Here is a 25,741-nt window from a genome sequence, read left to right on the forward strand (position 1 = left end):
GGGGAAACCAAGATCATGAACCTGCTCGCGGTCGAACGCATCAAACTGTTCAGCACCCGCTCGCCGTGGTGGTGCGCCATCATCACCCTGGCCCTGACCATCGGCTTCGCGGCCATCCTGGCCGGCGCGTCGTCCGCCGACACGCCCATCGCGCTGTCGGCCACCCAATTCGGCGGCTCCCAGTTCGGCATCGCCGTCGTCATGGTGCTCGCCGCGCTCGCGGTGACCACCGAATACCGCTTCAACACCATCCGCACGACGTTCCAGGCGGTGCCGCACCGCTCGCCGGCGCTGATCGCCAAGGCCGTCGTCGTCGCGGTGGTGGCGCTGGTGATCGGCGAGATCGGCGCCTTCGGCGCGCTGGGCCTCGCCATGCTCATGCGGCCGAACGACGGCCTGGGCCTGCACAGCACCCAAGACTGGCTGAACGTCGCCGGGCTGGGGCCGGTCTTCGCGATCAGCGCCGTGCTCGCGATGGCGCTCGGGGTCCTCATCCGGCACAGCGCCGGAGCGATCGCCCTGCTGCTCATCTACTACTTGGCCGTGGAAGAGCTGGTGCAGATCATCCCGAAGGTCGGGCACCACATCCACGAGTGGCTGCCGTTCAACGTGGCGAACAAATTCCTCCGCGGCTCCGCGGTCGTCGACGGCCCCGCGCCGTCGGACTCGCCGCTGAGCCCCGGCTGGGCGCTGGCGTACTTCGCCGGCATCGCGCTCGTGTTCCTGCTCGTCGCGCTCGGGGTCGCGAAAAAGCGGGACGCATAGGGGAGAAAAGGGGAAACAGGGGAAAACACCGGATCCGGGTCGCGCTGTCGGGGGGCGACCCGGATCCGGTGTTTCGCAGTAGGCTCCCCTGGACGAACGGGGGAGCCCATGATCGAAGCGACCGCACTGACCAAGCGGTACGGCGTCACCACCGCGGTCAACGAACTGACGTTCACCGCGCAGTCGGGGCGCGTCACCGGCTTCCTCGGCCCGAACGGCGCCGGCAAGTCCACGACGATGCGGCTGATCCTCGGCCTCGACCGCCCCGACGCGGGCCGGGTGCTCGTCGACGGCGTCCCGTACCGGCAGCTGAAAGATCCACTGAGGACGGTCGGTGCGATGCTGGACGCCACCTGGCGCCACCCCGGCCGCAGCGGGCGCGACCACCTGCGCTGGCTGGCCGCGACCAACGGCATCCCGGACAAGCGCGTCGAAGAGGTGCTGACGCTGGTCGGGCTGACGAGCGTCGGCAACACGCGCGTCCTGCAGTACTCGCTCGGCATGCAGCAGCGGCTCGGGATCGCCGCCGCCCTGCTCGGCGACCCGCGCGTGCTGCTGTTCGACGAGCCGGTGAACGGCCTCGACCCCGAGGGCATGGCGTGGATCCGGCAGCTGCTGCACGCGCTGGCCGCCGAGGGCCGGACCGTGTTCGTGTCCAGCCACCTGCTGCCCGAGATGGCGCAGACCGCGCAGGACCTCGTCGTGATCGGCCGCGGCCGGCTGATCTACCAGGGCACCATGGACGAGTTCATCGCACAGACGAGTGAACACGGCGTGCGGGTGCGCACGCCGCACGCCGACCGGCTGCGGGCGGCGCTGACCGGGCAGGCCGAGTTCACCGAAGCCGACGGCGCCTTCGTGGTGTCCGGGGTGGACAGTGACCGGATCGGGCAGCTCGCCTTCGACGCCGGCGCGACGCTGCACGAGCTGAGTCCCCTCACCGGCTCGCTCGAGCAGGCCTATCTCGACCTCACCCGTGACGCCGTCGAGTTCGCGGTGCCGTCTTCGGAGGCCTCCCGATGATCGCCAACCTGCTCCGCGCCGAGCGCATCAAGCTCTTCAGCACCCGCGCGCCCTGGTGGTGCCTGGCCATCGCGATCATCGCGCCGCTCGGCTTCACCGCGCTGTTCTTCGCGCTGGCCGGCCCGGAGATCCCGCCGACCGTCGGCAACACCCAGCTCGCGAGCGGCAACGGCCGGACCGTGCTGCTCGTCCTCGCCGTCCTCGCCACGGCGTCGGAGTTCAACTGGGGCACCATGCGGCTGACGTTCCAGGCGGTGCCGAGCCGGGTGCCCGCCCTGCTGGCCAAGGTGGTGGTCATCGCCGCGCTCGGCGCGGTGCTGGGGTTGGTCGTGGGCTTCGGTTCCTGGGGGCTGGCGTCGCTCGTGCAGCCGGACGCCGACCTCGCGCTGCACTCGGCCGCAGCGTGGCGCTCGGTGCTCGGCCAGAGCCTGGTCTTCCTGTTCACCGCGGTCGCCGGGGTCGGCGTCGCACTCCTGCTGCGCAGCGTCGCCTTCGCGCTGACGGTGGTGCTCGTCTGGACGCAGGTGCTCGAAGGCGTGCTCGTCTTCATCCCGGGCGTGGGCAAGCACGTCTACCAGTGGATGCCGTTCCACGCCGCCGACGAGTTCGTCGGGGCGGCGGGCTTCTCCACCGGGCCGCTGCAGCTGCCGTCCGCGCCGCTCGGTCCGTGGGGCTACGCCGGTTACTTCGCGGCCATCACCGTTGCCCTGTTCGTGGCCGGCGTACTCGTCACGGCACGGCGCGACGCCTGAGCGTGACGGCGGTCTCAATACCGCAAAAAACCTTGTTAACAAAAGGTGAAACAGCTGTGGCTTCTCTCACAGGCGCCGGACATACTGCTATGACCAGGCAAGATTCATAAGGGAACGCACCGGACCCGTCTGAACTCCCCCTGGAGGTGATCCTTGACGGTGGACACCGGTCAAGAATTGGGCAACACGATTCCGCGAGCCCGCGCCGAAGACGACGCTCCCCGGCTCGAACCGATGCTGGACCTCGAATGGTCACGGGCCATCGAACTCCCGCAGGCCGCCATGACGGCGGCGAGCCCCGCCGAACTGCGCCGGGCGTGGGTGCACCGCGCGCCCGAAGACACCGTACTGGCCCTGTTCCGCGCTTCGGCCGGGATGTCGGGTCCGATCCCCGCGCCGTGGTGGCTGCGCGCGATGGCGGACGGCAAGCTCGATTCGCGGGATCAGGGTTTCCGCGTCGAGGACCGGATCGCGCAACTGCTCGGCCCGCGCCCGGGGTGGGAATTCGTCCCCTGGGCCGCGGACGGCGAATCCGGCTACTGGGAGTTCATGCCGTCCGAACGCGGGAAATCGGGGCACGCGATTCCCACGACGGTGATGAACACCGACCGGCACCCGGGCTGGATCGACGTCCTCCCCGCGCACACCGGGCGGACGCCGGATCCGATCCCGGTGGCGGGTCTGGCCGGGCTGCGGTCTCGTCTCGGGGTGTTCGAAGCCGTTCGCTAGTCCATCCATGCCCCCGCCACCACCCTCAACGGAGGCGCTGCGCGCCCGGCTACATTCGGCGGGTGGAAAACGAGCACCAACCCCGGCTGCGCAGCGTGGTCAGCTACGTCAAGCGCGGCGGCCGGATGACCGTCGGGCAGCAGCGCGCTTGGGATGAACTGTGGCCCGAGCTGGGCCGCACGGTGAGCGAGCTGCCCGCGGGGCCGCTGGACTTCACCGCGTGGTTCGGCCGCGAGGCGCCGGTGATGCTGGAGATCGGCTCCGGCATGGGCGAAACGACGTCGCAGCTGGCCGCCGCGGCGCCGGAGCTCAACTACGTCGCGGCCGAGGTCTACGACCCGGGCCTCGGCCAGCTGATGCTGCGCGCCGAAAAGCTCGGCGTCGAAAACCTGCGGCTGCTGCACGGGGACGCCGTCGTGCTGCTGACCGAGCACGTCGAGCCGGACTCGCTGCACGGCGTGCGGCTGTTCTTCCCGGACCCGTGGCCGAAGAAGAAGCACCACAAGCGACGGATCGTGTCGCCGTCGTTCGCCGCCCTCGTCGCCTCCCGGCTCGCGCCGGGCGGCACCTTCCACATGGCGACCGACTGGGAGAACTACGCCGAGCAGATGCTCGAGGTCTGCTCCGCGGAACCGGCGCTGCGCAACCGGTACGACGGCTGGGCGCCGCGGCCGGAGTGGCGGCCGGTGACGAAGTTCGAGCAGCGCGCGGACGTCGAAGGCCGCGTCTCGCACGACTTGATCTTCGAACGACGCTGATTCCGGGAAAGGCTGAAGGGGACTCTCTCCGGATCCCCTGCGGAGAAAGTCCCCTTCAGCTCACTACCCCCGGTATCCGCTCCGGCCCCGACTCCAGGAGCGGACGCCTCATTCCTCGGCGAGCGGTTCGGCCTGGACCCGCTTCAGTGCGGGCGTGCAGACCGATGCGCCGAGCAGGGCCACCCCGACCCCGAGCACGACCGGCGCCAGCAGCCACGGGCTGAGCACGATGCCGCGCTCGTCGACCATGCTGTAGAGCCCAACACCGACCAGTACCCCGACGATTCCCGCGCCGATGGTGGCGACCAGCGCCGGCAGCGCGGCTTCCATCCGCAACGCCCTCGCCAGCACCCGCACCGGCGTGCCCGCGGCCATCAGCGCGCCGAACGTGCGGCGGCGGTCCATCACCGAACCGGCCGTCGCGACCGCGGCACTGCAGCCGGCCAGGATCCCCGCCGCGAGCAGCCCGATCACCGTGACCCGGCGCAGGTCGCCGAGCTGGGTCTGCTGGTTGAACAGGTACTGGTCGCGGCTGCCGACCTCCGCGCCCGCCGCCGGGCCGGCCAACGCCGTCCGGACGGTCTCGCGGTTCGCGTCGGTGGTCGGCGCGACGACGGTGTAGTCCTTCGGCGTGAAGCCGTCCGGCAGCGCGGCCGGATCGACGACGAATGAGCCGGACAGGTCGGCGTCGGGGTAGTGGACGGCTTCCACCCGCGTCCCCGACTTCGCGGTCACCGCCGGGCCGTCCCAGCTCGCGGCGAGCTTGTACTGCGCCAGGTCGATCGCCGAGTCGCCGAAGACGGCCGGGCCGCCCGCGCAGTTCTCCGGCGTGAGCCCGAAGCGGGTCAGCTTGACGGCGTCGGCGCAGGTCAGCACCAGCGCGCGGTGGCCGTAGCGGTTGTCGCCCGTGCCCTTGACGAGGTAGACCTCGCCGACCGCGACCGCCTTCTCGGACTGGCCGTACTTCTGCAGGGCGGCGTTGGCCTGGTCGGCGATCTTGCCCGCGTGCCCGCTGTCGGTGTCGACGTAGAGCACGGGGTCGGCGAAGGAGCGGCCGCCGCCGGCCATGGATTCGAACGTCGGCAGCAGCGTCAGCGCCATCGACCCGGCGAACACCGCCAGCACGATCCCGGCGGACGCCCGGTAGGCGCCCTTCGGGTCGTCACGCAGGCGGCGGCCGGCGAGCAGCGCGGACGGGCGCCGCCAGATCCGGACGAACGTGCCACCGACCGCCGACGTCACCCACGGCCCCACGATGGCGGCCGAGCCGACCAGGAAGAACAGGCCCGCCATGACCAGCCCGATGCCACCGGTCTGCTTCACCGTCGTCACGGCGATGAGGAAGAACGCCCCGGCCGCGGGCAGGGCCAGCAGCCGCCACCAGTGCAACGGCTTCTTCGTGTGGCCACCGGTCGCGAACAGCGGGTTCTTGAGGACGCGGCGCAGACCGAGGACGCCGGCCAGTACCACGAGCACCGGGATGGCCAGGACGATGAACACCGTCAGGCCGACCGGCAGCGCGAAGTCGGACGCGAGCCAGGTGCCGCCGGCCCACGGGACGAACGACGCGAGGCCGTGCAGCGCCGGGCTGATCAGCAGGCCGAGCAGCGCGCCGATGCCTGCCGACAACGTGGTCTCGGCGGCCACCATGTTCGTGACCTGCCCCGGCGTCGCGCCGGCCAGCCGGATCGCGGCGAGCCGCCGTTCCCGCCGGGCCGCGGTCAGCCGGGCCGACGACGCGACCAGCACCAGGCTCGGCACCAGCAGCACGATGATCCCGACCCAGGACAGCAGCATGAGCAGGGCGTCCGGGCGCGCCTTCCCGCTCGGGAAGGCCGGCACCTGCGAAACGTGCTCCGGCATCGCGTCCGCCGTGTGCCCGGTCAGCGCGACGAGCTGCTCGGGGAACCGGAGGCCGTCTTCGCCGAGCGCGCCGACGGGCTTGCCGAACCGGTCGCCGAGCTGCCCGGCCGGGTTGGCCTGCAGGAGCCGGCCCAGCGCGGGCGACACGACGGTCTCGCCCGGCCCGGGCAGCTGCGGCACGCCCGGCGGCAGCTGGATCTCGGCCGCGGTGGCCCCGGACGTCAGCGCGACGTCGACCCGGATGATCTGCTGACCGTCGAAGTAGTCCTTCGACGAGCTGAAGAGCAGCTTGACCGGGCCGTCGGAGCCGCGGCTGTAGAACTGCTCGCCCTGCCAGAGGGCCCGCTGTTCGCGGTTCTGGGTGGCGAACGGCAGCGTCGCCAGCAGCAGCACCAGCCCGGTCGCGACGGCCACCCCGATCGCGGTGAGGATCGCCGACGTCCGGGTCCGCCGGTCCACCCGCAGCACCCGCAGGGCGATCTGGAGGGAGTTCACGCCGCCAGCCTCGTCGCGATCAGGCCGTCGCGGATGGCGACGGTCTTCGGCATCGACTCGGCCAGCTCGCGGTCGTGCGTCACCACGAGCACCGCGGCGCCGGTCTCGTGGGCGGCGCCGAGGAGGGCGTCCATCGTCTCGCGGCCGGTGCGCGTGTCGAGCGCGCCGGTCGGCTCGTCGGCGAAGATCACCTTCGGCCGATGGGTCAGCGCCCGCGCGATCGCGACGCGCTGGGCCTCGCCGCCGGAGAGCTCGCCGGGACGGCGGCGCTCCTTGCCGGCCAGGCCGAGCCGCGAAAGCCACTGGCGGCCGGCGTCGATGGCCTCCTTGCGGCCGAGCCCGGCCAGCAGCGACGGCAGCGCGACGTTCTCTTCGGCCGACAGCTCCGCGACCAGCATCCCCGACTGGAAGACGAACCCGAACTCGGTCCGGCGCAGTTCGCTGCGCTTCTTCTCGCCGAGGTGGTCGATCCGCTGCCCGCTCAGGAAGATCTGCCCGTCGTCGGCCCGGAGGATGCCGGCCAGGACGTGCAGCAGCGACGTCTTCCCCGAGCCGGACGGCCCGACGATGGCGACGGCGTCCCGCGGCTGGATGTCGATGTCGATGCCGGCCAGGGCGTGCTGGGTGCCGTAGCGCTTCACCAGCCCGCGGCCGGACAGCACCGGGCCGTTCGTCGCGTGTGGCGTGTTCGGGTCCACGAGGTTCTCCCTGCGGTCTCGGATCTTGATGCCGACGAGCCTCGCCGAGAGCCGGGGGTGTCCACTTCGGGCAGACGGCCAGTCCCGCCCCGGCCCGCCTCGGCCGATCGGCCGAGGGGGCGCGGGCCACTCGGCCAAGGTGCGGGGACGGGGGAATCACGTAACGTCACGTTGTGCCCGCCGCGCCCCCCTCGAACACGCTCTCCACCCGCGCCACCGCCCTGGTGCGGCGCATCGGCGTGCCCTCCGCCGTCCTGTTCGCCGCGCTGCTGTTCGACATCGTCTACACGACGCAGGCGGCGCTCGACGACCTCGGCCCGCGCTTCGTCGACTTCGGCCTGCTGCCGTGCATCTTCGCGATGGCGGCCTGCGGGCTCTGGGCCCAGAAGCGCGCCGCCGTCGCCGGGGTGGTGGGTGGCGGGGTGCTGATCTTTTCCACCCTCTTCATCCACACGTTGCACATTCCGCCGTACTCCAGCGTGCTGCCGAAGGTGACCATCACCGAGGTCGTGGCCGGGGTGCTGATGGTCTACTACGTGGCCCGCCGGGCGCGGGCGGGTGTGGCGTTCTGCGTGGTCGGCTTCCTGGTCGTCGCGGGGCTCGTCGCCGTCTTCGGCCGGTACGGGGGTGTCGGCGACATCGACGGCGGCACGGGCACCCAGGCGCTGCTGTTCGGCCTGCTGCTGCTCGTCGGCCCGCTGGTGCCCGCCATCGCCGCCCGCGACCGCGGCCCGCGTGCCGATCCGCGGACGCGGCGGCTGCGCCGGGTGAACGAGCTGGCGATGGGGCAGTGGCCGCTGATGGGGCTGCTCGGCTTCGCACTGCTCTTCGAGTTCGGCTACACGTACTCGAACACCGCCCGCGGCTTCCCGATCCTGTTCTGCTCGATCCTCGCGGCCGTGATCGCGGTGCTGTCCCCGCGGCGGCCCGCGGACGCGCTCCTCGGCCTCGCCGGGATCATGCTGCTGTCCGCGATCGTCACGCCGTTCCTGCAGCTGCACTCCTACGACTACCCGGTACCCGGCGGCATTCCGGCCACGCAGATCGTCGCCGGCATGGGCGTGGTGGTGAACCTGACCCGGGCGCGCGGGCTGGGCCAGTCCTGGCGGCGGGTCGCGGTGCTCTCGAGCGTCGTCGCGCTCGGGGCGATCCTCAACTCGGACGCGCGACGGGGGCTGCAGACCGATCCGCAAGTCCTGTCGGTGCTGGCCTTCGCCGCGACGCTGATGCTGGGCATCTCGATCGCCGTCGGCCTGATGCTGCGGTCGCGGGACTCCGAACGCACCCAGGCCGTGCAGTCCGCGGTGAGCGACGCGCAGACCGCCGAGCGGATGGCGCTGGCCCGCGAGCTCCACGACATCGTCGCCCACCACGTCACCGGGATCGTCGTGCAGGCGCAGGCCGCGCGGCTGATGGCCGAGAAGAACCCGCAGATCGCGGTGGACGCGATGGGCCGGATCGAGAACGCCGGTGTCGAGGCGCTCGCGGCAATGCGGCGGCTGGTCCGCTCGATGCGCGGCGACGCGCCGGCCGGGTCGAGCGAGTTCAGCGAGCAGGCGACCACCGATCTCGGTGCCGACCTGCGGAAACTCGTCGACAGCGCCAACCACGGCGTCCCGACGTCGATGCACCTCGACCTGCCGCCGGACCTGCCGCACGAGGTCGGCCGCTCGGCGTTGCGGCTGGTGCAGGAGTCGCTGACGAACGTCGGCAAGCACGCCGCCGACGCGACCGAGGCGTTCGTCGCCGCCGAAGTGCGGGGCGTGGAACTGCACCTGCGGGTGACCGACAACGGGCGTGCGACAGTGCACCGGCCGGCCGGTGGATCGGGCGGCTACGGTCTGGTCGGCATGCGCGAACGCGTCGCGCTGCTCAAGGGCCGGTTGTCGGCCGGGCGGGGCCCGGACGGCGGCTGGCGCGTCGAAGCTTGGCTGCCGCTGGCGGCCGGAGAAGACACGGAAGGGGACGAGTGATCCGGGTACTGATCGCCGACGACCAGGAGATGGTGCGGATGGGGTTCCGCATGATCCTGGACGCGCAGGACGACATCGAGGTCGTCGCCGACGTCGCGGACGGCGTCTCGGCGGTCTCGAAGGCCCGCGAACTGCGCCCGGACGTCTGCCTGCTCGACATCCGCATGCCCGGCCTCGACGGCCTGGAGGTGGCCCGGCAGCTGGCCGGCCCGGACGTGACCGACCCGCTGAAGGTGGTCGTCGTCACGACGTTCGACCTCGACGAGTACGTGCACACGGCCCTGCGCAACGGCGCGTCCGGCTTCCTGCTGAAGGACGCGGGCCCGGCCCTGCTGATCGAAGCGGTTCGCGCGGCCGACCGCGGCGACGCGCTGGTTTCGCCGCAGATCACCGTGCGGCTGCTCAAGCACTTCGACGGGTCCGGCTCGGCGAAGCGCCAGGTCAAGCCCCCTTCCGAGCCGCTGACCGCCCGGGAGCTGGACGTCGTCAAGGCGGCCGCCCGCGGGTTGACGAACACCGAAATCGGCGCGGAGCTGTTCATGTCGCTGTCGACGGTGAAGACGCACCTGGCGTCGGTGCAGAGCAAGATCGGCGCGCGGAACCGGGTGGAGACCGCGGCCTGGGCGTGGCGGAGCGGAGTCGTTTCCTAGCCGTTGTCCCTCCGCCACACCAGCAGCAACGTGGCCATGAGCGCGAAGACCAGCCCGACGAGCAAGGCCGACAGCCAAGCGGGCCAGTGCAACGACATCCCGGTCAAGGCGACGCCGAACGCGGCGAGGACCGAAATGCCGACGATGATCGCGGCCGCGCACGCGTAGGCGATCCGGCCTCCGGCGTCACCCGCGTCGACCTCGCCTTCGGCCTCGCCGGACAGCGGGCCGAACGCGATCTTGAGGCGCCCTCTCACCTTGACGCGCTCGACGCGCACCTCGGCGCGTCCCGAGGGGTTCGGCTCAGCCTTGGACAGGTCCGTCTCGATCGCCTCGTCCACCGATCTCCCTCACCTTCCCTGACCGGTGCGGGGGTGCACCGGACGGACGGTCCCTCGTAGTTGGTCGACACCGTACCACCAATGCGGTGAAGTGATGCCCGAAGCGAGTACAGAGAGTAATAGAAGATCAATACATTTGGCTCCTGCGCCGCGCGGGTCGTCAGGTTTTTGTCAACTCTGCTCGAGCCGCCGCGCGCCGGGACACCGGCGGAGCGACACCGCCGCCGACAACGTGGTCAGCGCGGCCGAGCCTCTCGGCCACCGCCGATCCACAAAGGATGTTGTAGCGATTTCGCGACGGCGAACGTTCAATTGATTAATGAAGACCGAACAGACCACCGGGCTAATTGGTTCAGTCGATCGCGAGGGGCCATGACTACGTACCGCTACCCACGGGTAAGATGCTTAGGTAACATGCATCTCAAGCGCATCTCTCATACGCGCTTCAGCTTGACAGAGGACACGCGACACGCGGATGATGAGCATGAACCTGGAGGTACGAGACCTCCGGGTGACGCACTTGTCCGCCGAACGTCGCTTCCGACGAGTACCGGCTGCAGTGACGCAGCCGAGCTCGGCGAAGTGCTCCGGGGCCGGCCATTGGGGGACCGCGCCTCGCATACGAAAGGACGGTTGTCGTGACACCGAAAAGTGGGTCGGTAACGAACGAACTCGGTGAAGCGAAAACCGCTCCCGGAAAGCCGCCGCCTCGCAGCGGCGGTGGCGGCGGTGGCCTGGAGCGGGTGACCGTGAACCTGGTCCCCCGTGCGTCGCGAGCCCTGGACCGGGCCGTCGAACTCACCGGCGATTCGAAGACCGACACGATCAACCGGGCGTTGCAGGTGTACGCCGTCCTCGAAGAAGCGGTGAGCAAGGGCGGCGAGGTGGTGATCCGGCACAGCTCGGGGGACCAGGAAGTGATCCGCTTCGTCTGACACCACCGAGGGCGGCGACGGTCTCGGGAGGCCCGTCGCGGGTGCGTAGTATCCAGAGATGCCACGCCGTTTCCACGCCCCTGTCGTTCTCCCGGCCGATCCGTCCTGTTCGCTTCTCCGTGACGCGGTCGTCGATGTCGACGCCGATGGGCGCATTTCCTACTGCGGACCGGCGGCCACCGCCCCCGGATCCGCCGCACCGGTCACCACCCTGACCGGCATCCTGCTGCCCGGCCTGGTCAACACGCACGCACACAGCCCGATGACGCTGCTGCGCGGCATGGGCGGCGACCTGCCGCTGCTGCCCTGGCTCAACGAGATCATCTGGCCGGCCGAGGCGAAGCTGCGCCCGGAGGACGTTCGCACCGGCATGCTGCTCGGCTCGGTCGAGATGCTCCGCCACGGCGTCACGACCAGCGCCGAGATGTACTTCGAAGGCGAGCAACTGGTCGACGCGGTCCTCACGACGGGCGGCCGCGTGCTGGTCGCGCCGCCGGTGATGGAGCTGCCCGGGCTCGACTGGCGTGCCCAGCTGGCCGGCATCGAGCGCTGGATCGACACGGACGGCCTCCGCTTCGGCCACGGCGACCGCATCGAGCTGGGCTACGGCCCGCACTCGGCGTACATGCTGTCCCCGGAAGGCCTGCGGGCGACGGCGGAGTCGGCGCTTTCGCGGGGCGCGCTGGTCCAGATCCACGTGGCGGAGGCGGCGGCGGAGGACACGGCGGTCCGTGCCTCGCACGGTTCGGTCCCGGCCCTGCTTCGCGAGCTGGGCATGCTGGACGGCCGGGTGCTGGCGGCGCACTCGATCCACCTCTCGGATGAGGACATCGCGTTGTTCGCCGCGCACGGGGTCGGCATGGCGCACTGCCCGGGCTCGAACGCGAAGCTGGCTTCGGGCATCGCGCGGATCGCGGACCTGCGCGCGGCGGGGGTCGCGGTCGGCTTGGGCACCGACGGCCCGGCGTCCAACGACGACCTCGACCTGTGGGAAGAACTGCAGCTCGCGGCCATGTTCGCCCGCTTGGCCACCGGCGACTCGACGGTGTTGACGGCGGCGGACGTGTTCCTGCTGGCAACTCGCGGCGGCGCTTCGGCACTGGGCCGCGACGACATCGGGGCGCTGGAGCCGGGCCGGTGGGCCGACCTGGTGCACGTCGACCTGGACGACCCGGCGTTCGCGTGCGGCCTCGATGTCCCGGACGTGCAGCTGCTGTCGAACCTGGTGTGGGCGGCCGGCTCGCGGCGGGTGCGGGACGTGTGGGTCGCGGGCGAGCAGGTGGTGGCCGACGGCGAATCGGTGAAGGTGGACCGGGCGAAGGTGCAGGCCGGCGTGGCCGAGACGGCGGCCCGGCTGCGGGTCTAGCGCGGGCGGAGGATGACCTCCGTCGGGTGGACGTCCGGGGTGGCGGCCACCGCCGTCGCCACCGCGGTGGCCACCGAGTCCGCCTTGAGCAGGTGCGCCGTGTCGTACTCGCGGCCTTCGCCCGCGAAGATCGCCTGCTGCATCTCCGTGTCCGTGCGGCCCGGGTAGATCGAGGTCACGCGGATGTCGCGCTCCTCCTCGCGGAGGGCGTCGGCGAAGGCGCGGACCGCGAACTTGCTCGCCGCGTACGGGGACCAGCCCGGGCGGGCGTTCAGGCCCGCGCCCGAGTTGATCACCACCACGTGGCCGCCGGCCGCGCGCAGTGCGGGGAGCAGCAGGCGGGTCAGCTCGACCACCGCCAGGGTGTTGACCTCGAAGTTGTCGCGCCACGCGTCGGCGGAAGCCTCCTCAATACGGCCCAGCCGGGCGACGCCCGCCGAGTGGACCAGGACGTCCAGGGACGAGATGTCCGCGACCGCCGAAGCGAGCGAAGCGGGGTCCGTCAGCTCCACCGGCCACGGCGTCGCGCCCGGGAGCTCCTTCGCCAGCGCGGCCAGTGCGTCGGCGTCGCGGCCGCCGAGGAGCAGGCGGTGCGTCGGGGCCAGCTGGTGGGCGACCGCCGCACCGATTCCGCGGGACGCGCCGGTCACCAGGGCGAGGGGAAGATCCGTCATGCCCCCACCGTAGCTACGCGAAGCCCACGTCCACCGTGCGGTCTTCGCGCTTGGCCGGGCCGAGGGTGCGCGGCTCCGCGCAGCCGGACACGAGGTCCGCGTCGGAATCACGGGCGGCGTCGCCGACGCCCCTGGCCGTCGGGTGCCGGCCTTCCGCGGTGAAGCACACCTGGTACGTGCCGTCCGCCAGGCCGTCGAAGCCGTACGTCCCGCCGGAGCCGGTGACGACGCTGGCCACCTGCTTGCCGCTCGCGTCCTTCAGCACCACCTTGACGCCGGCGAGGCCCGGTTCGCCCGCGTCCTGCACGCCGTTGCCGTTCGTGTCGGCCCAGGCGAAGTCGCCGATCCGGTTGGTCGGGGAGAGCAGCCCGAGGTCAACCGCGAAGTCTTCGTGGGACGGCGCGCCCACGGTGCGCGGCGCGGTGCAGCCGCCGGGGTCGGCGTCCGAATCGCGATCGTCGCTGCCGGCGTCGCGGCGGGTCACCGTGAAGTCCGCCGGGACGGCGAAGCACACCTGGTACGTGCCGTCCTTCAGCTTCTCGAAGCCGTACTTGCCCTTGTCGTCGGTCGTCGCGGTGCCGATCGTGCCGCCCGCGCCGTCCTTCAGCGTCACCTTGACGCCCGCGACGCCGGGCTCGTCCGGGTCCTGCAGGCCGTCGCGGTTGCGGTCCGCCCAGACGAAGTCGCCGATCTTCGCGATGGCCGGCGGCGGGAGGACGGTGATCGTCGCCGACGCCGTCTTGTCGCCGAGCGTGCCGCCCGGGTAGCGCACGCCGGTCACCTTCGCCGTGTTGACGTGCCCGCTGTCGGCCACCGTGAGGTCCGGGTGGTCGCAGGTCAGTTGCCGGTTCGCGCCGGCGGCCAGCGCGAACGGCTCGAACGTCCCGGGGCACCACGGGTCCTGCACGGTGATCCCGGTGAGGTCTTCGGTGCCCTCGTTGGTCACCGTGACGCGGTAGTGCGCGGTTTCGCCCGCGGTGACCGTCGCGAACGAGGCCCACGCGCCGGTCGCCGGGTTCTGCACTTCCTTCTTCACCGAGTACGCCGCGAGCTGGAGGTCGACGCAGTCCCAGTGCAGCCGGTCGAGGGTGGTCGTGGCGAAGAACTTCACCGCGGCCGCTTTCGACGGCGCCGTCGCCGCCGGGAAGTCCTGCCGCACGAGGGCACCGTCGCCGGCGTAGTGGCCGGCGACGAGCTTGGTCTCCTGGATCTGCGTGCCGGTGGCGTCGTAGAACCGCAGGCCGGTGGCCGGTTCGTACCTCGGCGCGCGCGAAGCGGTCCAGACGCTGAGGCCGTAGACGCCGCCGGGGACGAACCGCTCGGTCTGGTAGGCGGTGCTGGTCTTGCCGTCCGGCGTCTGGACGACCGCCGCCCGCTGCCCGTCGACGGCGTACTCCCGCTCGGTCAGCAGCTTCGGCACCTTCGCGGCCGGTGTGCCGGGCGGGACGGGGGCGGCCGGAGCGAACACGTACCCGTCCGGGGCGCCGTTGCGGGCCGCGAGCTCGACACTCGGGTTCGCCGCGAGACCGCCGCAGACCGGCGGCGCGTCCTCGGCGATGGACGCGGACGCGGGCACGACCGCCGCCGCGATCGCCACCACCGCCACCGCTGCCGTGCGCCGCGAGAAGATCACCTCTCGACTATGGCGCGCGGCGCGGGCCCGCACCGGCCGAGAACCGTCCACTTAAGAGTGAACCTTGTTCCGGTCAGGCTGAACAAGGTTCATTGAACCTCGGCCGGTGCGGACCCGGTGCGTCAGCGCTCGCCGATCCGGCCGGGCAGCCCGAAGCGGCCCTTCTTCCACACCGAGACGATGGCCGGGCGCGGCTGCGCGGTGCCGCCGTCCGGCCAGTGCGACGTCGGGTTCGCCGAGCTCGTCGCGTTCTCACCCGGGTGCTGGACCGCGACGAGCACCAGGTTGTCGGTCACCACCGGGCCGCACGTCTCGGCGCCGACCGGCACCGACAGGAACTGCTTGACGTGCCCGCGCTCCGGGCCGGTGACCGGCACCGAGAACAGGCCGTCGTTCGCGCCGAGGGCGTTGCCGTCGGTGGCGATCCACAGGTTGCCGTGCCGGTCGAAGGCCACGTTGTCCGGGCACGAGATCGGGCTGACCTGGTCCTTCGGGAACCCGCCGAAGTAGGTGTCCGCCGCCTGGGGGTCGCCGCAGACCAGGAGCAGCCGCCAGGAGAACCGGGTCGAGGCCGCGTCGCCGCAGTCCTCCTCCCACTCCAGGATGTGGCCGTTCTTGTTGCCCACCCGCGGGTTCGGCTCGTCGACGCCGGCCTTGCCCGTCGCGCCGCGGTCGCTGTTGTTGGTCAGCGCCGCGTAGATCCGGCCGTTGACCGGGTTCGGCTCGATGTCCTCCGGCCGGTCCATCTTCGTGGCGGCCACCTTGTCCGCGGCCTGGCGCGTGAAGACGTAGACCTCCTCGGCGGTGAAGCCGTCCACAAAGGACTTGTCCCCGCTGACGAGCGGGATCCACTCGCCGGTGCCGTCGAACTCGCCGTCGGCGGGCAGCGTGCCCTTGCCGTCGATCTCCGCGGCCGGGCTGTCGCCGGTGAAGCGGCCGACGTAGAGCGTGCCCTCGTCGAGCAACGCCGAGTTGTGCCGCCGCGCGTGCGCGCTGGTGCCCGGCTTGTACTTGCCCTTCGAGACGAACTTGTAGATGTACTCGAAGCGGCTGTCGTCCCCGGAGTAGACGGCGACCCGGCCGTCGGCGGTGATCTTGATGTTCGCGGCCTCGTGCTTGAACCGGCCGAGCGCGGTGTGCTTGACCGGCGTCGAGTCGGGGTCGTTCGGGTCGATCTCGACGACCCAGCCGAACCGGTTCGGCTCGTTGGGCTCCTGGGAGACGTCCCAGCGCTTGTCGAACCGCTCCCACTTGCGGGTGCTCGGGCCGGCACCGACGGAGTAGCGCTTGAGCCGCGCCGCCGCGACCGGGTCGGTGACCTTGTCGGAGTTGGCGAAGTACTGGTCGAAGTTCTCCTCGCCGGAAAGCACCGTGCCCCACGGCGTCACGCCGCCGGAGCAGTTGTTCTGCGTGCCGCGGACCTTGCGCCCGCTCGGGTCCGCCGAGGTCTGGAGGAACTTCGAGCCGGCGGCCGGGCCGCGGACCTCGAAGATCGTGTCGAGGGTGATCCGGCGGCCGTACCGGCTGGGGACGACCTCGAGCCCGCCGTGGATCGGGTCGCGACGGGCCTGCAGCACCGAGAGGCCGTGCGCGGCCCAGGCGATCTTCGCCTGCTCCTCGGTCGGGTTGGCCGGGTCGTACTGGCCGGCCGGGAACATGTGGACCTCGGTCGTGTACTCGTGGTTGACCACGAGCAGGTTCGACAGGCCCAGCGGGTCCTGCGGGATCAGGCCGACGAAGTCGTTGTTGTAGCCGAACTGCTTCGCCTGCGCGGCCGCGGTCTGGTTGGTGAAGTCGAACTTCGGCGCACCCGCGACCACCGGATCGCCCCAGCGGACGACGACGCGCTGGGCGTAGCCGTCGGGGATGCTGACCGCGTCGAGCTTGTTCGGCGGGACCGGCGTGAAGTCGGTGCCGGGCACCGGCCGCGGCGGCCTCGGAGCGGGCGCGGCGGGCGCGGCCGCCGCCGTGCCGGACAGGGCGGCGAACCCCCCGGCCGCAGCGGCCATCACGGCGCCGGCCTTGAACACCCGGCGCCGCGAGATGTCCTTGACGACGTCGCCGAAGTACTCGTTGTCGGTCTCGTTCGCCTCCGGGTGGGCGCACGCGTTGCCGCAGCGGTACTCGCAGGTGACCGGGGAGCGCCCGCCCGGGTGGGCGGGGAACAGCGGGAGCAGGCGGTCGAGCACTTCGCCTCCATGGTGGGAGTTCGGGGACTAACTGAACCTAAGCTCCCAAAACCAGCCATTCCAGACATTCACGTGAACGGCAGGTGTACTGCTGCTCCGAACGGAGTGTCAGAACTCTTCGCCGACGAGCACCGCTTCCTTCGGCAGGGTGTGCGGGTCCGCCTTCTTCTCCCGCAGCGAGAGCAGCGCGCCCGCGACGACGCACAGCACGGCCGAGGCGACGAACGGCGCCTGCGGCGAGCCGAACCACTCGGCGACGTGTCCGACGAGCGTCGCGGCGACCGCGCCGCCCAGCCAGCGGCAGAAGTTGTAGCCCGCGCTGGCGACCGGGCGCGGCGCCTCGCTGATCGACATCGCGGTGCCGGTGAACAGCGTGTTCAGCAGGCCGGACACCAGCCCGGAGACGATGATCCCGGCGACCAGCACCGGCTTGCTCGGCACGGCGAGGACCAGCATCAGCACGGCGTACCCGAAGACGGCGGCCGCGGCGGCGTGCCGCTCGCCGAGCCGGGCGGCCAGCCGCGGCGCGAGGGCGACCCCGGCGACGGCGACGCACAGGCCCCAGCCGCAGAACACCAGGCCGACGGCGATCGCGCTCCAGCCGAGGACGAACGGCGACCAGGCGAGCACCGCGAAGAACGCGGCGGTGTAGAGCGCCGAGGCGACGGAGGTGCGCAGCAGGCCGGTGTGCTTCAGCGCGCGCAGCGGGTCGAGCAGCTTGATCGGCTCACGCTTCTCGTGCTTGTCGCTCTTCAGGAAGACCGCGCACAGCACGAGCGCGCCGGCCATCAGGATCGCGGTGCCGAGGAACGGGCCGCGCCAGGAGATCGAGCCGAGCAGCGCGCCCAGCAGCGGGCCGACCGACAGGCCGACGCCGAGGGCGGCCTCGTAGAGCAGGATCGCGCCGGACTGACCGCCGGTCGCGGCGCCGACGATCACCGAAAGCGCGGTCGCGATGAAGAACGCGTTGCCGAGACCCCAGACCGCGCGCAGCCCGACGAGCTGCTCGATCGATCCGGCGGCCGCGCAGAGGGCGGTGGCGGCGACGATCAGCGTCAGCCCGGCGAGCACCGTGCGCTTCGCGCCGAAGCGGGCGCTCGCCGCGCCGGTGACCAGCATCGCGACGACCTGGACGCCGAGGTAGGACGAGAAGAGCAAGGTGACCTGCGACGGCGTCGCGTCCAGGCCCTTGGCGATGGACAGCAGGATCGGGTCCACCAGGCCGATCCCCATGAAGGCGATGACCGCGGCGAACGCGGTGATCCACACCTGCTTGGGCTGGCCCTTGACGGCGTCCAGCAGGCTCGAGTGGTGTTCAGCGCTCATCGCTGATCAGTGCCTCCTTCTTGGCATCAACGAGCAACTTGGCGAGAGCCGGCAGGGCGGCTTCGATCGCGGCGCGGTCGGTGTCGTCCATGGCGATCAGCCGCTCGCGGAGGAACTCCTCGCGAGCCGTCACCAGTTCGGCGTAAAACCGCAGGCCCTCGTCGGTGACTTCGACGAGCACCGCACGGCCGTCGGCGGGGTCCGGACGGCGGGTCGCGAGCCCGAGCCGTTCGAGCCTGCCGACGACGTCGGTCATCGACGGCAGCTTGACCCGTTCGAACTCGGCCAGCGCGCTCATCCGGCGCGGACCGCCGTTGACCAGCTCACTCAGCACCGAACCCTGGGTGAGGGTCAGCGTCAGCTGCGGGGTCTGGCGGCGCACCTGGTGGTACAGGCGGAAGACCAGCGGCCGCAGCCGGTGGGCGAGATCGGTGATCGCGGAAGTCACTTAGCCAGGCTAACAAAAATTAGTAAGGGTGGCTAAGTAAGTCGGCTCACAGGCTAGGCTCGGGCCATGGACGCGGTGATCTTCGACCTCGACGGCGTACTGGTGGACTCCGAGCGGATCTGGGACGAAGTGCGGCGCGCGGTCGTCGCCGAGCACGGCGGCACCTGGCGCGACGAGGCCACGCGGGCGCTACAGGGGATGAGCACCCCGGAATGGGCCCGCTACCTGGTGGAAGAGCTGGGCGCGCAGCTCACGCCGCCGGAGATCGCGACGCTCGTGGTCAAGCGGATGGCTGCTCGGTATGCGGAAGAGCCACCGTTGATCCCGGGCGCGGTGGACGTCGTGCGGCAGGTGTCGGCGCGGTGGCCGGTGGCGATCGCGAGCTCGTCACCGGTGATCCTGATCAAGGGGTTCCTGGACGTGACGGGCCTGCCGGTGGGGGCGGCGGTGTCGTCCGAGCAGGTCGGGGCGGGGAAGCCGGCGCCGGATGTGTACCTGCGGGCGGCGGAGTTGCTGGGGGTGGCGCCGTCGGAGTGCGCGGCGGTGGAGGACACGACGAACGGGCTTCGGTCGGCGTTGGCCGCGGGGATGGCGGTGTACGCGGTGCCGAACCCGCACTTCCCGCCGGACCCCGAGGTGCTGAAGCAGGCCACGGCGGTGGTGGAGAAGATCACCGACCTGCCGGGGGCGCTGGGGCTCAGCTGACCTCGAAGCGCACCGGCGGCGAACCCGGATTCACGTCGGTGAGATAGGCAAGGTAATCCCCCACGTTGGCGTCGGACTGGGGCTGGCTCAAGTTGCCCGCCGCATCGAACAGCCGCAGGTCTGCCCGCCGTCGGGGATCGACGACATACACCGCCTTGCCTGCCGGCAGCGGACCACCGTCCTCGCCGACGTATCCGGCGAGGAGGTCCCCGCGGTCGGCGATCGGCATGCACAGCGGCGACTTCGTCCCGTACTGCGGCGCATCGGGAATGAGCTGATCACCCCTCGGCACCGCGGCCAAGCAGAAGCGAGGCGCACCGGCGACCGTGGCCGTGAAGACGTAGGTCGACCAGGTGTTGCTTTGGCCGGCGAACGTGGTGATGACGGCCGGAGTATCCGTCACCTGCAGCGCGGACAATGTCAGGTACTCCGGCTTCGGCAGGACGAGCGGCTCGCCGGGGTGCGCCGCTGGCGGTGGGGCCTGGCCCGTGTTCACCTGCGTGGCCAGCAGCACACTCGTCAGCACCACAAGCACCGCGGCCAGCGGGGCGCCCCACACCGCGGCCCGGCGGCGGCGTGGCCGCCGCTGCTGCCTCCGCTGCTGCTCCGCCCAGGCCGCGTCGAGGTTGGGCGTGACCTCCCCGGCCTGCTCCCGCAGCGTCTCGGCCAGCTTGCGTTCGAGGTCGGTCATCGCTCACCTCCCAGGTCGTCCCCCAGGTGCTTGCGCAGATTCTCCATCGCGTGGTGCGTCGTCGCCTTGACCGTGCCCTGGGAAATTCCCAGGGTCTCCGCGATGGCCGCCGTGCTGAGGTCCAGCCAATAGCGGAGCACCAGCACCTCGCGCTGTCGCCGGGACAGCCGCACCAGCACCGCGCGCAGCCGCTGGTGCTCCCAGTTCGCCACCGCCCTGACCTCGGCCGACAGCTCGTCCGGCGGCCGATCCTGCGGGGTCCGCCGGACGACGCGCAGGTGCCGGGTCCGCGAGCGCGACATGTTCACCACGATCGTGCGGAGGTAACCGGCCACCCGCGAGTGGTCGGTCAGGGAGTCCCAGCGCTGGTGGAGCTTGACGAAGGCCTCCTGCGCCACGTTCTCCGCGTCGTCCGCGCCGAGCAGGTGGGCCAGCCGGGTCATCTGGCCGAAGTACTCGCGGAAGAGGTCGTGGAAGGTCGGCACGCCCAGGTCCCCCGGCGCGCTTTCGCCCACACTCGCACTCACGCCCCGCCAACGCCCACCCCGCCCCACCGGTTTAGTGCAACACGCGAAGAAGGCCGCCACCAGGGGTGACGGCCTCCGACGGTACTGCGGGTTACCGCTCGACTTCGCCGCGGATGAACTTCTCGACGGCGTCGCGGGCGGTCGCGTCGTCGTACTGCTCCGGCGGCGACTTCATGAAGTAGGAGGACGCCGACAGGATCGGGCCGCCGATGCCGCGGTCGAGCGCGATCTTCGCGGCGCGGACGGCGTCGATGATGATGCCCGCCGAGTTCGGCGAGTCCCAGACCTCGAGCTTGTACTCCAGGTTCAGCGGCACGTCGCCGAACGCGCGGCCCTCGAGCCGGACGTAGGCCCACTTGCGGTCGTCGAGCCACTGCACGTAGTCCGACGGTCCGATGTGGACGTTGCCCTTGCCGAGGTCGCGGTCGACCTGCGAGGTGACGGACTGGGTCTTCGAGATCTTCTTCGACTCGAGCCGCTCGAGCTCCTTCATGTTCAGGAAGTCCATGTTCCCGCCCACGTTGAGCTGCATCGTCCGGTCGAGCTGGACGCCGCGGTCTTCGAACAGCTTCGCCAGCACGCGGTGCGTGATGGTGGCGCCGACCTGGGACTTGATGTCGTCACCGACGATCGGGACACCCGCGTCGGTGAACTTCTGGGCCCACTCGGGGTCGGAGGCGATGAACACCGGCAGCGCGTTGACGAACGCCACGCCGGCGTCGATCGCGGCCTGGGCGTAGAACTTGTCCGCCACCTCGGAGCCCACCGGCAGGTAGGACACGAGCACGTCGGCCTTCGCTTCGCGCAGCGCGGCGACGATGTCCACCGGGGTCTCGTCGGACTCCTCGATCGTCTCGCGGTAGAAGCGGCCGAGACCGTCGTGGGTGTGGCCACGCTGGACGGTGACGCCGAGCGGCGGCACGTCGGCGATCTTGATGGTGTTGTTCTCGGAGGCGAAGATCGCCTCGGACAGGTCGCGGCTGACCTTCTTGGCGTCCACGTCGAACGCGGCGACGAACTCGATGTCGCGGACGTGGTAGCCGCCGAAGTCGACGTGCATCAGACCGGGGACGCGGTTGGCCGGGTCCGCGTCGCGGTAGTACTGGACTCCCTGGACCAGCGACGCCGCACAGTTGCCGACGCCCACGATGGCCACCCGTACGCGGCGGTTCTCGCCCATGGGGGTTTCTCCTTCAATCCGTGTCTGTTCAGTAGGTCAGGTGCCGCCACGCTGCGGCCCGGGCCGGGCGGCTCAGGTCTCCGGACCCTGCCGTTCGGCTTGTTCGTGCGCGATCAGCTCGTTGAGCCAGCGCACCTCCCGCTCGCTGGTCTCCAGCCCCAGCCGGTGCAGCTCGCGGGTGTAGCGATCGATCTTCTCCTCGGCCCTGGCCAGCGCCGCCCGCATGCCCTCGCGGCGTTCTTCGACGCGACGGCGGCGGCCCTCGAGGATCCGCAGCCGCACGTCGGCCGGGGTCCGCGAGAAGAAGGCCAGGTGGACGCCGAAACCTTCGTCGTCCCAGGTCTGCGGCCCGGCGTCGCCGAGCAGCTCACCGAAGCGCTCCTTGCCCTCCGCGGTGAGCTTGTAGACCCGCCGCCCGCGCCGCGACCACGCCCGGTCGTCGGCCTCGTCCAGCTCCTCGACCAGATACCCGGCCCGCAGCAGCTTCCGCAGGGTCGGGTACAGCGAGCCGTACGAGAACGTCCGGAACGTGCCGAGCGTCTCGTGCAGCCGCTTGCGCAGCACGTACCCGTGCATGGGCGCTTCGTGCAGAAGACCGAGGATCGCGAACTCCAGCACACGCACCCCCTTCCGGGAACAAACCGAGATCACTCGCGTTGCTCCGAACGAGCGCCTCGATCCAACCTACTCAGCCACTATATCGCGCCGATACATCGAAGTGGCGAAGCTAACCCCGCCCTACTACCCGGTGGGGGCGAAATTCACCGGAGAGTTATCGAACGTCCGGCGTGTCCGCCCCGGTCGCGGGCTTGGCGGCGCTAGGGGGCGTGGACGCCACAGGAAGAGCCCGTACTCTGTCCTCGTGATTAACCAGCGGCAGGTCGTGGACTACGCGCTGCAGCGCCGTGCGCTGCTGGCCGAGGTCCGCTCCGGGCGCGTCGGCAGCTATGAAGCCTGCGACGCGAGCCCGTACCTGCTGCGGGCGGCGAAGTTCCACGGCCGGGACGGTGATCTCCCGTGCCCGATCTGCCGCCAGGAGCCGCTGACCCTGGTGTCCTGGGTCTACGGCGACGAACTCAAGCACGTCGCGGGCTCGGCCAAGACCCCCGAAGAGCTGGCCAGGATGGCCGGCTCGTTCGCCGAGTTCACCGTGTACGACGTCGAAGTGTGCCGGGCGTGCCACTGGAACCACTTGGTCCGGTCATACGTCCTGGGCACAGGGGAACCGGCGAGTCCGCGAAGGAACGCGGGCCGGTGAGCCACCGTACGACCATCGCAACACGCAGGTCAGTACCCCTGCGGGTACTGATCCGGGAGGCCCATCCGTGACCGACGACAACCGCTCCTGGCCGAACCAGGAGCCAGACGGACCCCGCCGCGGCCAGTGGCCGGGTGAAGAAGCGGGACCGGCGTGGCCCGGTGAGTCGCCCCGGCGCGCCACCCCGCCTCGCGGTAACCCCGGGCCGTCCTGGCCCGCCGGCGACGAAGGTGGCCAGCAGTGGCCCGGTGAGCAGCCACGACGTCCGCAGGCGCCGCGCGGCCAGAGCGGCGCGGCCGGCCGGCGCCAGCCGCCCCCGCCCGGCGGCCGCCGTCCCGGTCAGTCGCCCGGCTCACCGCCGCAGGGCTTCCGGCAGCCCCCGCCCGGCGGCCGCCGTCCGGAACCGGAACCCGAACGTGAGCCGGATCTCATCACCCACCACGCGCACAACGGGACCGAAGACGGCTACGAGCCGTACGACGACGACCGGTTCGACGAGTTCGCCGATGACGTCGAGCCCCAGCCGGAGCTCGACGAGAAGGGCCGCAAGGTCCTCACGCCGGCGCAGCGGAAGAAGCGCCGCTGGAAGATCATCCGGCGGGTCGCCTACGCCTGCGTCGGCGTCTTCTTCGTCGTTCCCGCGATCGCGTTCGTGATCACCTACTTCCTGGTCGACGTGCCGACGGCGGAGGGCGTCGCGGCCCTGCAGAGCCAGCCGATCACCTACTACTACGCCGACGGCAAGACGGTGATGGGGAAGGAAGTGCCCAAGAGCGGTAACCGCCAGCTGCTCAAGCCGGGCGAGATCCCCGACGTCGTCAAGCACGCCGTGTACTCGGCCGAGGACGCGACGTTCGAGACCAACTCCGGCTTCGACGTCACCGGCATCCTCCGCGCGGTGTTCAACCAGGCCACCGGCGGGCAGGGCGGTGGGTCGACCATCTCCCAGCAGTTCATCAAGAAGGCGACGGAGAACGACGCCCCGACGCTGACCCGCAAGTGGACCGAGCTGGCCAAGTCGTTCAAGATGAACAACCAGCAGTCCAAAGAAGAGATCATCACCGGGTACCTGAACATCGTCTACTTCGGCCGCGGGGCGAACGGCATCCAGGCCGCCGCGAAGTCCTACTTCAACAAGGACGCCAAGGACCTCAGCGCGTCGGAAGCCGCGCTGCTGGCCGGCCTGATCCAGGGACCGAGCAAATCGGAGAACCAGGACTACGCCCAGCGCCGGTGGACGTACGTGATGGACCAGATGGTGGCCAACAAGTGGCTGCGCGCCGACGAACGCGCCACCGCGCAGTTCCCGACGCCGATCCCGAAGAACGCCAACAAGGAGCAGCAGTCGGGCAAGATGTCCTACCAGCTCCAGCAGCGGATCAAGGAAGAGCTGGGCGCGAAGGGCTACGACGAGACCAAGCTGTTCTCCACCGGCGCCAAGATCTACACCACGATCGACCCGGCGGCGCAGGACGCGGCCGATCAGGCCGTCCAGGAAGGCATGAAGGGCCAGACGGACGAGAACCTGCTCGCCGCGCTCGTGGCCGTGGACCCGAAGACCGGCGGTGTGCTCGCCTACAACTACGGTCCGGAAACCGTCAAGGACAAGGACGGGAAGGACCAGATCGGCCAGGACCGGGCGAACCAGGCCCGCAACCCCGGGTCGTCGATCAAGCCGTTCGACCTGACCGGGTTCCTCAAGATGGGCGGGGGCCTCGGCGACATCTTCGACGGCTCGGACAAGCGCACGTTCCCCGGGGTCGCCAAGCCGGTCCGCAACGCGGGCGAGAACGAAAGCTGCGGTACGCAGTGCACGGTCGCGAAAGCGATGGAGATTTCGGCGAACACCGTGTTCTACGACATGGTGCTGAACCACGTGAAACCGTCCGGGGTCGCGACGGCGGCGAAGCAGGCCGGCGTCCGGACGACCGACGAAGGCGGCACTGCCACGCTGTTCGCCGGAGACAACAACATCTCGCTCGGCGGTGGTAAGACCGCGGTGGCCCCGAGGGACATGGCCGCGGCGTACGCGTCGTTCGCCAGCGGCGGCACCTACCACGAGCAGCACTTCGTCTCGAAGCTGACGAACGCCCAGGACGAGGTGGAGTTCGACGAGAACAACATCAAGTCCAACCCGGCGTTCGACAACGACGCGGCGAAGAGCCAGCAGATCGCGGGCAACGTCACCGAGGCGCTGAAGCCGGTCATCTCGCACTCGGGCCTGAAGTGCCCGTCCGGCCACGAGTGCGCCGGCAAGACCGGTACGCAGCAGTACGCGCCCAAGGACAGCGACCCGGCGTCGTACGGCAACCTCAACGCCCAGACCTGGATGGTGGGTTACACCCCGTCGGTGTCCGCGGCGGTGTGGGTCGGCGGTGACGGCAACGTGCCGCTGCACGACGCGAAGAACAAGCCGATCTTCGGTTCCACGATCGCCGGCCCGACCTGGGCGAACTTCCTGAACCTCTACCTCAAGGGCAAGCCGGCGGAGAAGTTCGACAAGGTCGACCCGCTCGGCAAGAACGTCAACGAGGTGACCACGACGCCGCCGAAGCCCTCGGACACGCCGACGCCGCAGGAGCCCCCGAGCACGACGTCGTCCCAGCCGCCCCCGGAGACGTCCACCGAAACCGAGACCTCGTCTTCCCGGACGAGGACGTCCCGGCCGGGCCCGGGCGGGACCACCCCGTCGCTGCCCGGCGGCGGTGACGGGCTCGGCAGACCACCGGGTTCGGAAGGATGACCCCGAAGGCCTCGCACTG

At 70.8% G+C, this 25,741-nt stretch carries 24 protein-coding genes; 12 read left to right on the forward strand and 12 right to left on the reverse strand.

The window, feature by feature from the left end:
- The first annotated feature begins 15 nt into the window (after positions 1–15).
- The 5 genes from ISP_RS47455 to trmB all read left to right on the forward strand — a co-directional run bounded on the left by ISP_RS47455 (position 16) and on the right by trmB (position 4,027).
- Positions 16–765, forward strand: coding sequence for an ABC transporter permease (locus tag ISP_RS47455; protein WP_013230970.1), 750 nt, complete (start codon positions 16–18; stop codon positions 763–765).
- 108 nt (positions 766–873) lie between these two features.
- Positions 874–1,788, forward strand: a complete 915-nt coding sequence (locus tag ISP_RS47460; protein WP_013230971.1) for an ABC transporter ATP-binding protein — start codon at positions 874–876, stop codon at positions 1,786–1,788.
- On the forward strand, positions 1,785–2,540 hold the full coding sequence (locus tag ISP_RS47465) for an ABC transporter permease (protein ID WP_013230972.1): 756 nt from the start codon (positions 1,785–1,787) through the stop codon (positions 2,538–2,540). The genes ISP_RS47460 and ISP_RS47465 overlap by 4 nt, the downstream gene beginning before the upstream one ends.
- Before the next feature lie 159 nt (positions 2,541–2,699).
- Positions 2,700–3,269 carry a hypothetical protein gene (locus tag ISP_RS47470; RefSeq protein ID WP_013230973.1) on the forward strand — a complete coding sequence of 190 codons (570 nt, stop codon included), beginning with the start codon at positions 2,700–2,702 and terminating at the stop codon, positions 3,267–3,269.
- A 62-nt stretch (positions 3,270–3,331) separates the two neighbouring features.
- Positions 3,332–4,027, forward strand: a complete 696-nt coding sequence (gene trmB, locus ISP_RS47475) for a tRNA (guanosine(46)-N7)-methyltransferase TrmB (protein ID WP_013230974.1) — start codon at positions 3,332–3,334, stop codon at positions 4,025–4,027.
- Positions 4,028–4,135: 108 nt separating this feature from the next.
- On the opposite strand, the gene ISP_RS47480 is transcribed toward trmB, so the two are convergent.
- Both ISP_RS47480 and ISP_RS47485 read right to left on the reverse strand, forming a co-directional pair.
- Positions 4,136–6,385 carry an ABC transporter permease gene (locus ISP_RS47480; protein WP_013230975.1) on the reverse strand — a complete coding sequence of 750 codons (2,250 nt, stop codon included), beginning with the start codon at positions 6,383–6,385 and terminating at the stop codon, positions 4,136–4,138.
- Complete coding sequence (locus ISP_RS47485) at positions 6,382–7,083, reverse strand: ABC transporter ATP-binding protein (protein ID WP_013230976.1); 702 nt, start codon at positions 7,081–7,083, stop codon at positions 6,382–6,384. Before ISP_RS47485 ends, ISP_RS47480 begins: the two co-directional genes overlap by 4 nt.
- A 173-nt stretch (positions 7,084–7,256) precedes the next feature.
- Here ISP_RS47485 and ISP_RS47490 point away from each other — a divergent pair, with 173 nt between their 5' ends.
- Positions 7,257–9,056: a sensor histidine kinase gene (locus ISP_RS47490; RefSeq protein ID WP_013230977.1), complete on the forward strand. Its 1,800-nt coding sequence runs from the start codon at positions 7,257–7,259 to the stop codon at positions 9,054–9,056.
- Positions 9,053–9,706, forward strand: coding sequence for a response regulator (locus ISP_RS47495; protein WP_013230978.1), 654 nt, complete (start codon positions 9,053–9,055; stop codon positions 9,704–9,706). Before ISP_RS47490 ends, ISP_RS47495 begins: the two co-directional genes overlap by 4 nt.
- Here ISP_RS47495 and ISP_RS47500 read toward each other — a convergent pair.
- The gene (locus ISP_RS47500; RefSeq protein ID WP_013230979.1) at positions 9,703–10,047 is read right to left on the reverse strand and encodes a phage holin family protein; all 345 of its coding nucleotides are present in this window, start codon (positions 10,045–10,047) and stop codon (positions 9,703–9,705) included. The two genes, ISP_RS47495 and ISP_RS47500, sit on opposite strands and share 4 nt — an antisense overlap.
- 743 nt (positions 10,048–10,790) lie before the next feature.
- Between ISP_RS47500 and ISP_RS47505 the strand changes: the two genes are divergently transcribed.
- On the forward strand, positions 10,791–10,982 hold the full coding sequence (locus ISP_RS47505; protein WP_013230980.1) for a hypothetical protein: 192 nt from the start codon (positions 10,791–10,793) through the stop codon (positions 10,980–10,982).
- Positions 10,983–11,040: 58 nt separating this feature from the next.
- Complete coding sequence (locus ISP_RS47510; protein ID WP_013230981.1) at positions 11,041–12,348, forward strand: amidohydrolase family protein; 1,308 nt, start codon at positions 11,041–11,043, stop codon at positions 12,346–12,348.
- Here the strand turns inward: ISP_RS47510 and ISP_RS47515 are convergent.
- From ISP_RS47515 to ISP_RS47535, 5 genes are all read right to left on the reverse strand, one after another.
- On the reverse strand, positions 12,345–13,022 hold the full coding sequence (locus ISP_RS47515) for an SDR family oxidoreductase (protein WP_013230982.1): 678 nt from the start codon (positions 13,020–13,022) through the stop codon (positions 12,345–12,347). The two genes, ISP_RS47510 and ISP_RS47515, sit on opposite strands and share 4 nt — an antisense overlap.
- 13 nt (positions 13,023–13,035) lie before the next feature.
- Complete coding sequence (locus ISP_RS47520) at positions 13,036–14,706, reverse strand: DUF7850 domain-containing protein (RefSeq protein ID WP_235190543.1); 1,671 nt, start codon at positions 14,704–14,706, stop codon at positions 13,036–13,038.
- 71 nt (positions 14,707–14,777) lie between these two features.
- A complete protein-coding gene (locus tag ISP_RS47525) occupies positions 14,778–16,844 on the reverse strand; it encodes a PhoX family protein (protein ID WP_013230984.1) in 2,067 nt (688 codons plus the stop codon).
- Positions 16,845–16,952: 108 nt separating this feature from the next.
- On the reverse strand, positions 16,953–18,170 hold the full coding sequence (locus ISP_RS47530) for an MFS transporter (protein WP_013230985.1): 1,218 nt from the start codon (positions 18,168–18,170) through the stop codon (positions 16,953–16,955).
- Positions 18,160–18,618 (reverse strand): MarR family winged helix-turn-helix transcriptional regulator, encoded by a 459-nt coding sequence (locus tag ISP_RS47535; protein WP_013230986.1) that lies wholly within the window; start codon positions 18,616–18,618, stop codon positions 18,160–18,162. The genes ISP_RS47530 and ISP_RS47535 overlap by 11 nt, the downstream gene beginning before the upstream one ends.
- A gap of 66 nt (positions 18,619–18,684) precedes the next feature.
- On the opposite strand from ISP_RS47535, the gene ISP_RS47540 reads away from it, so the two are divergent.
- Complete coding sequence (locus ISP_RS47540) at positions 18,685–19,323, forward strand: HAD family hydrolase (RefSeq protein WP_013230987.1); 639 nt, start codon at positions 18,685–18,687, stop codon at positions 19,321–19,323.
- On the opposite strand, the gene ISP_RS47545 is transcribed toward ISP_RS47540, so the two are convergent.
- The 4 genes from ISP_RS47545 to ISP_RS47560 form a co-directional block, all read right to left on the reverse strand.
- Positions 19,316–20,014, reverse strand: coding sequence for a hypothetical protein (locus ISP_RS47545; protein WP_013230988.1), 699 nt, complete (start codon positions 20,012–20,014; stop codon positions 19,316–19,318). The genes ISP_RS47540 and ISP_RS47545 overlap by 8 nt on opposite strands.
- Positions 20,011–20,541: an RNA polymerase sigma factor gene (locus ISP_RS47550; RefSeq protein WP_230468660.1), complete on the reverse strand. Its 531-nt coding sequence runs from the start codon at positions 20,539–20,541 to the stop codon at positions 20,011–20,013. The genes ISP_RS47545 and ISP_RS47550 overlap by 4 nt, the downstream gene beginning before the upstream one ends.
- 91 nt (positions 20,542–20,632) lie before the next feature.
- Positions 20,633–21,721, reverse strand: a complete 1,089-nt coding sequence (locus tag ISP_RS47555) for an inositol-3-phosphate synthase (RefSeq protein WP_013230990.1) — start codon at positions 21,719–21,721, stop codon at positions 20,633–20,635.
- 72 nt (positions 21,722–21,793) lie between these two features.
- Positions 21,794–22,339 (reverse strand): PadR family transcriptional regulator, encoded by a 546-nt coding sequence (locus tag ISP_RS47560; protein ID WP_013230991.1) that lies wholly within the window; start codon positions 22,337–22,339, stop codon positions 21,794–21,796.
- Positions 22,340–22,583: 244 nt separating this feature from the next.
- Here ISP_RS47560 and ISP_RS47565 point away from each other — a divergent pair, with 244 nt between their 5' ends.
- On the forward strand, positions 22,584–22,979 hold the full coding sequence (locus ISP_RS47565; RefSeq protein WP_013230992.1) for a DUF5318 domain-containing protein: 396 nt from the start codon (positions 22,584–22,586) through the stop codon (positions 22,977–22,979).
- Between the two features lie 67 nt (positions 22,980–23,046).
- Positions 23,047–25,722: a transglycosylase domain-containing protein gene (locus ISP_RS47570; protein ID WP_014467886.1), complete on the forward strand. Its 2,676-nt coding sequence runs from the start codon at positions 23,047–23,049 to the stop codon at positions 25,720–25,722.
- Positions 25,723–25,741: the final 19 nt, after the last annotated feature.

It is taken from the genome of Amycolatopsis mediterranei (assembly GCF_026017845.1).
Lineage (GTDB): Bacteria > Actinomycetota > Actinomycetes > Mycobacteriales > Pseudonocardiaceae > Amycolatopsis > Amycolatopsis mediterranei.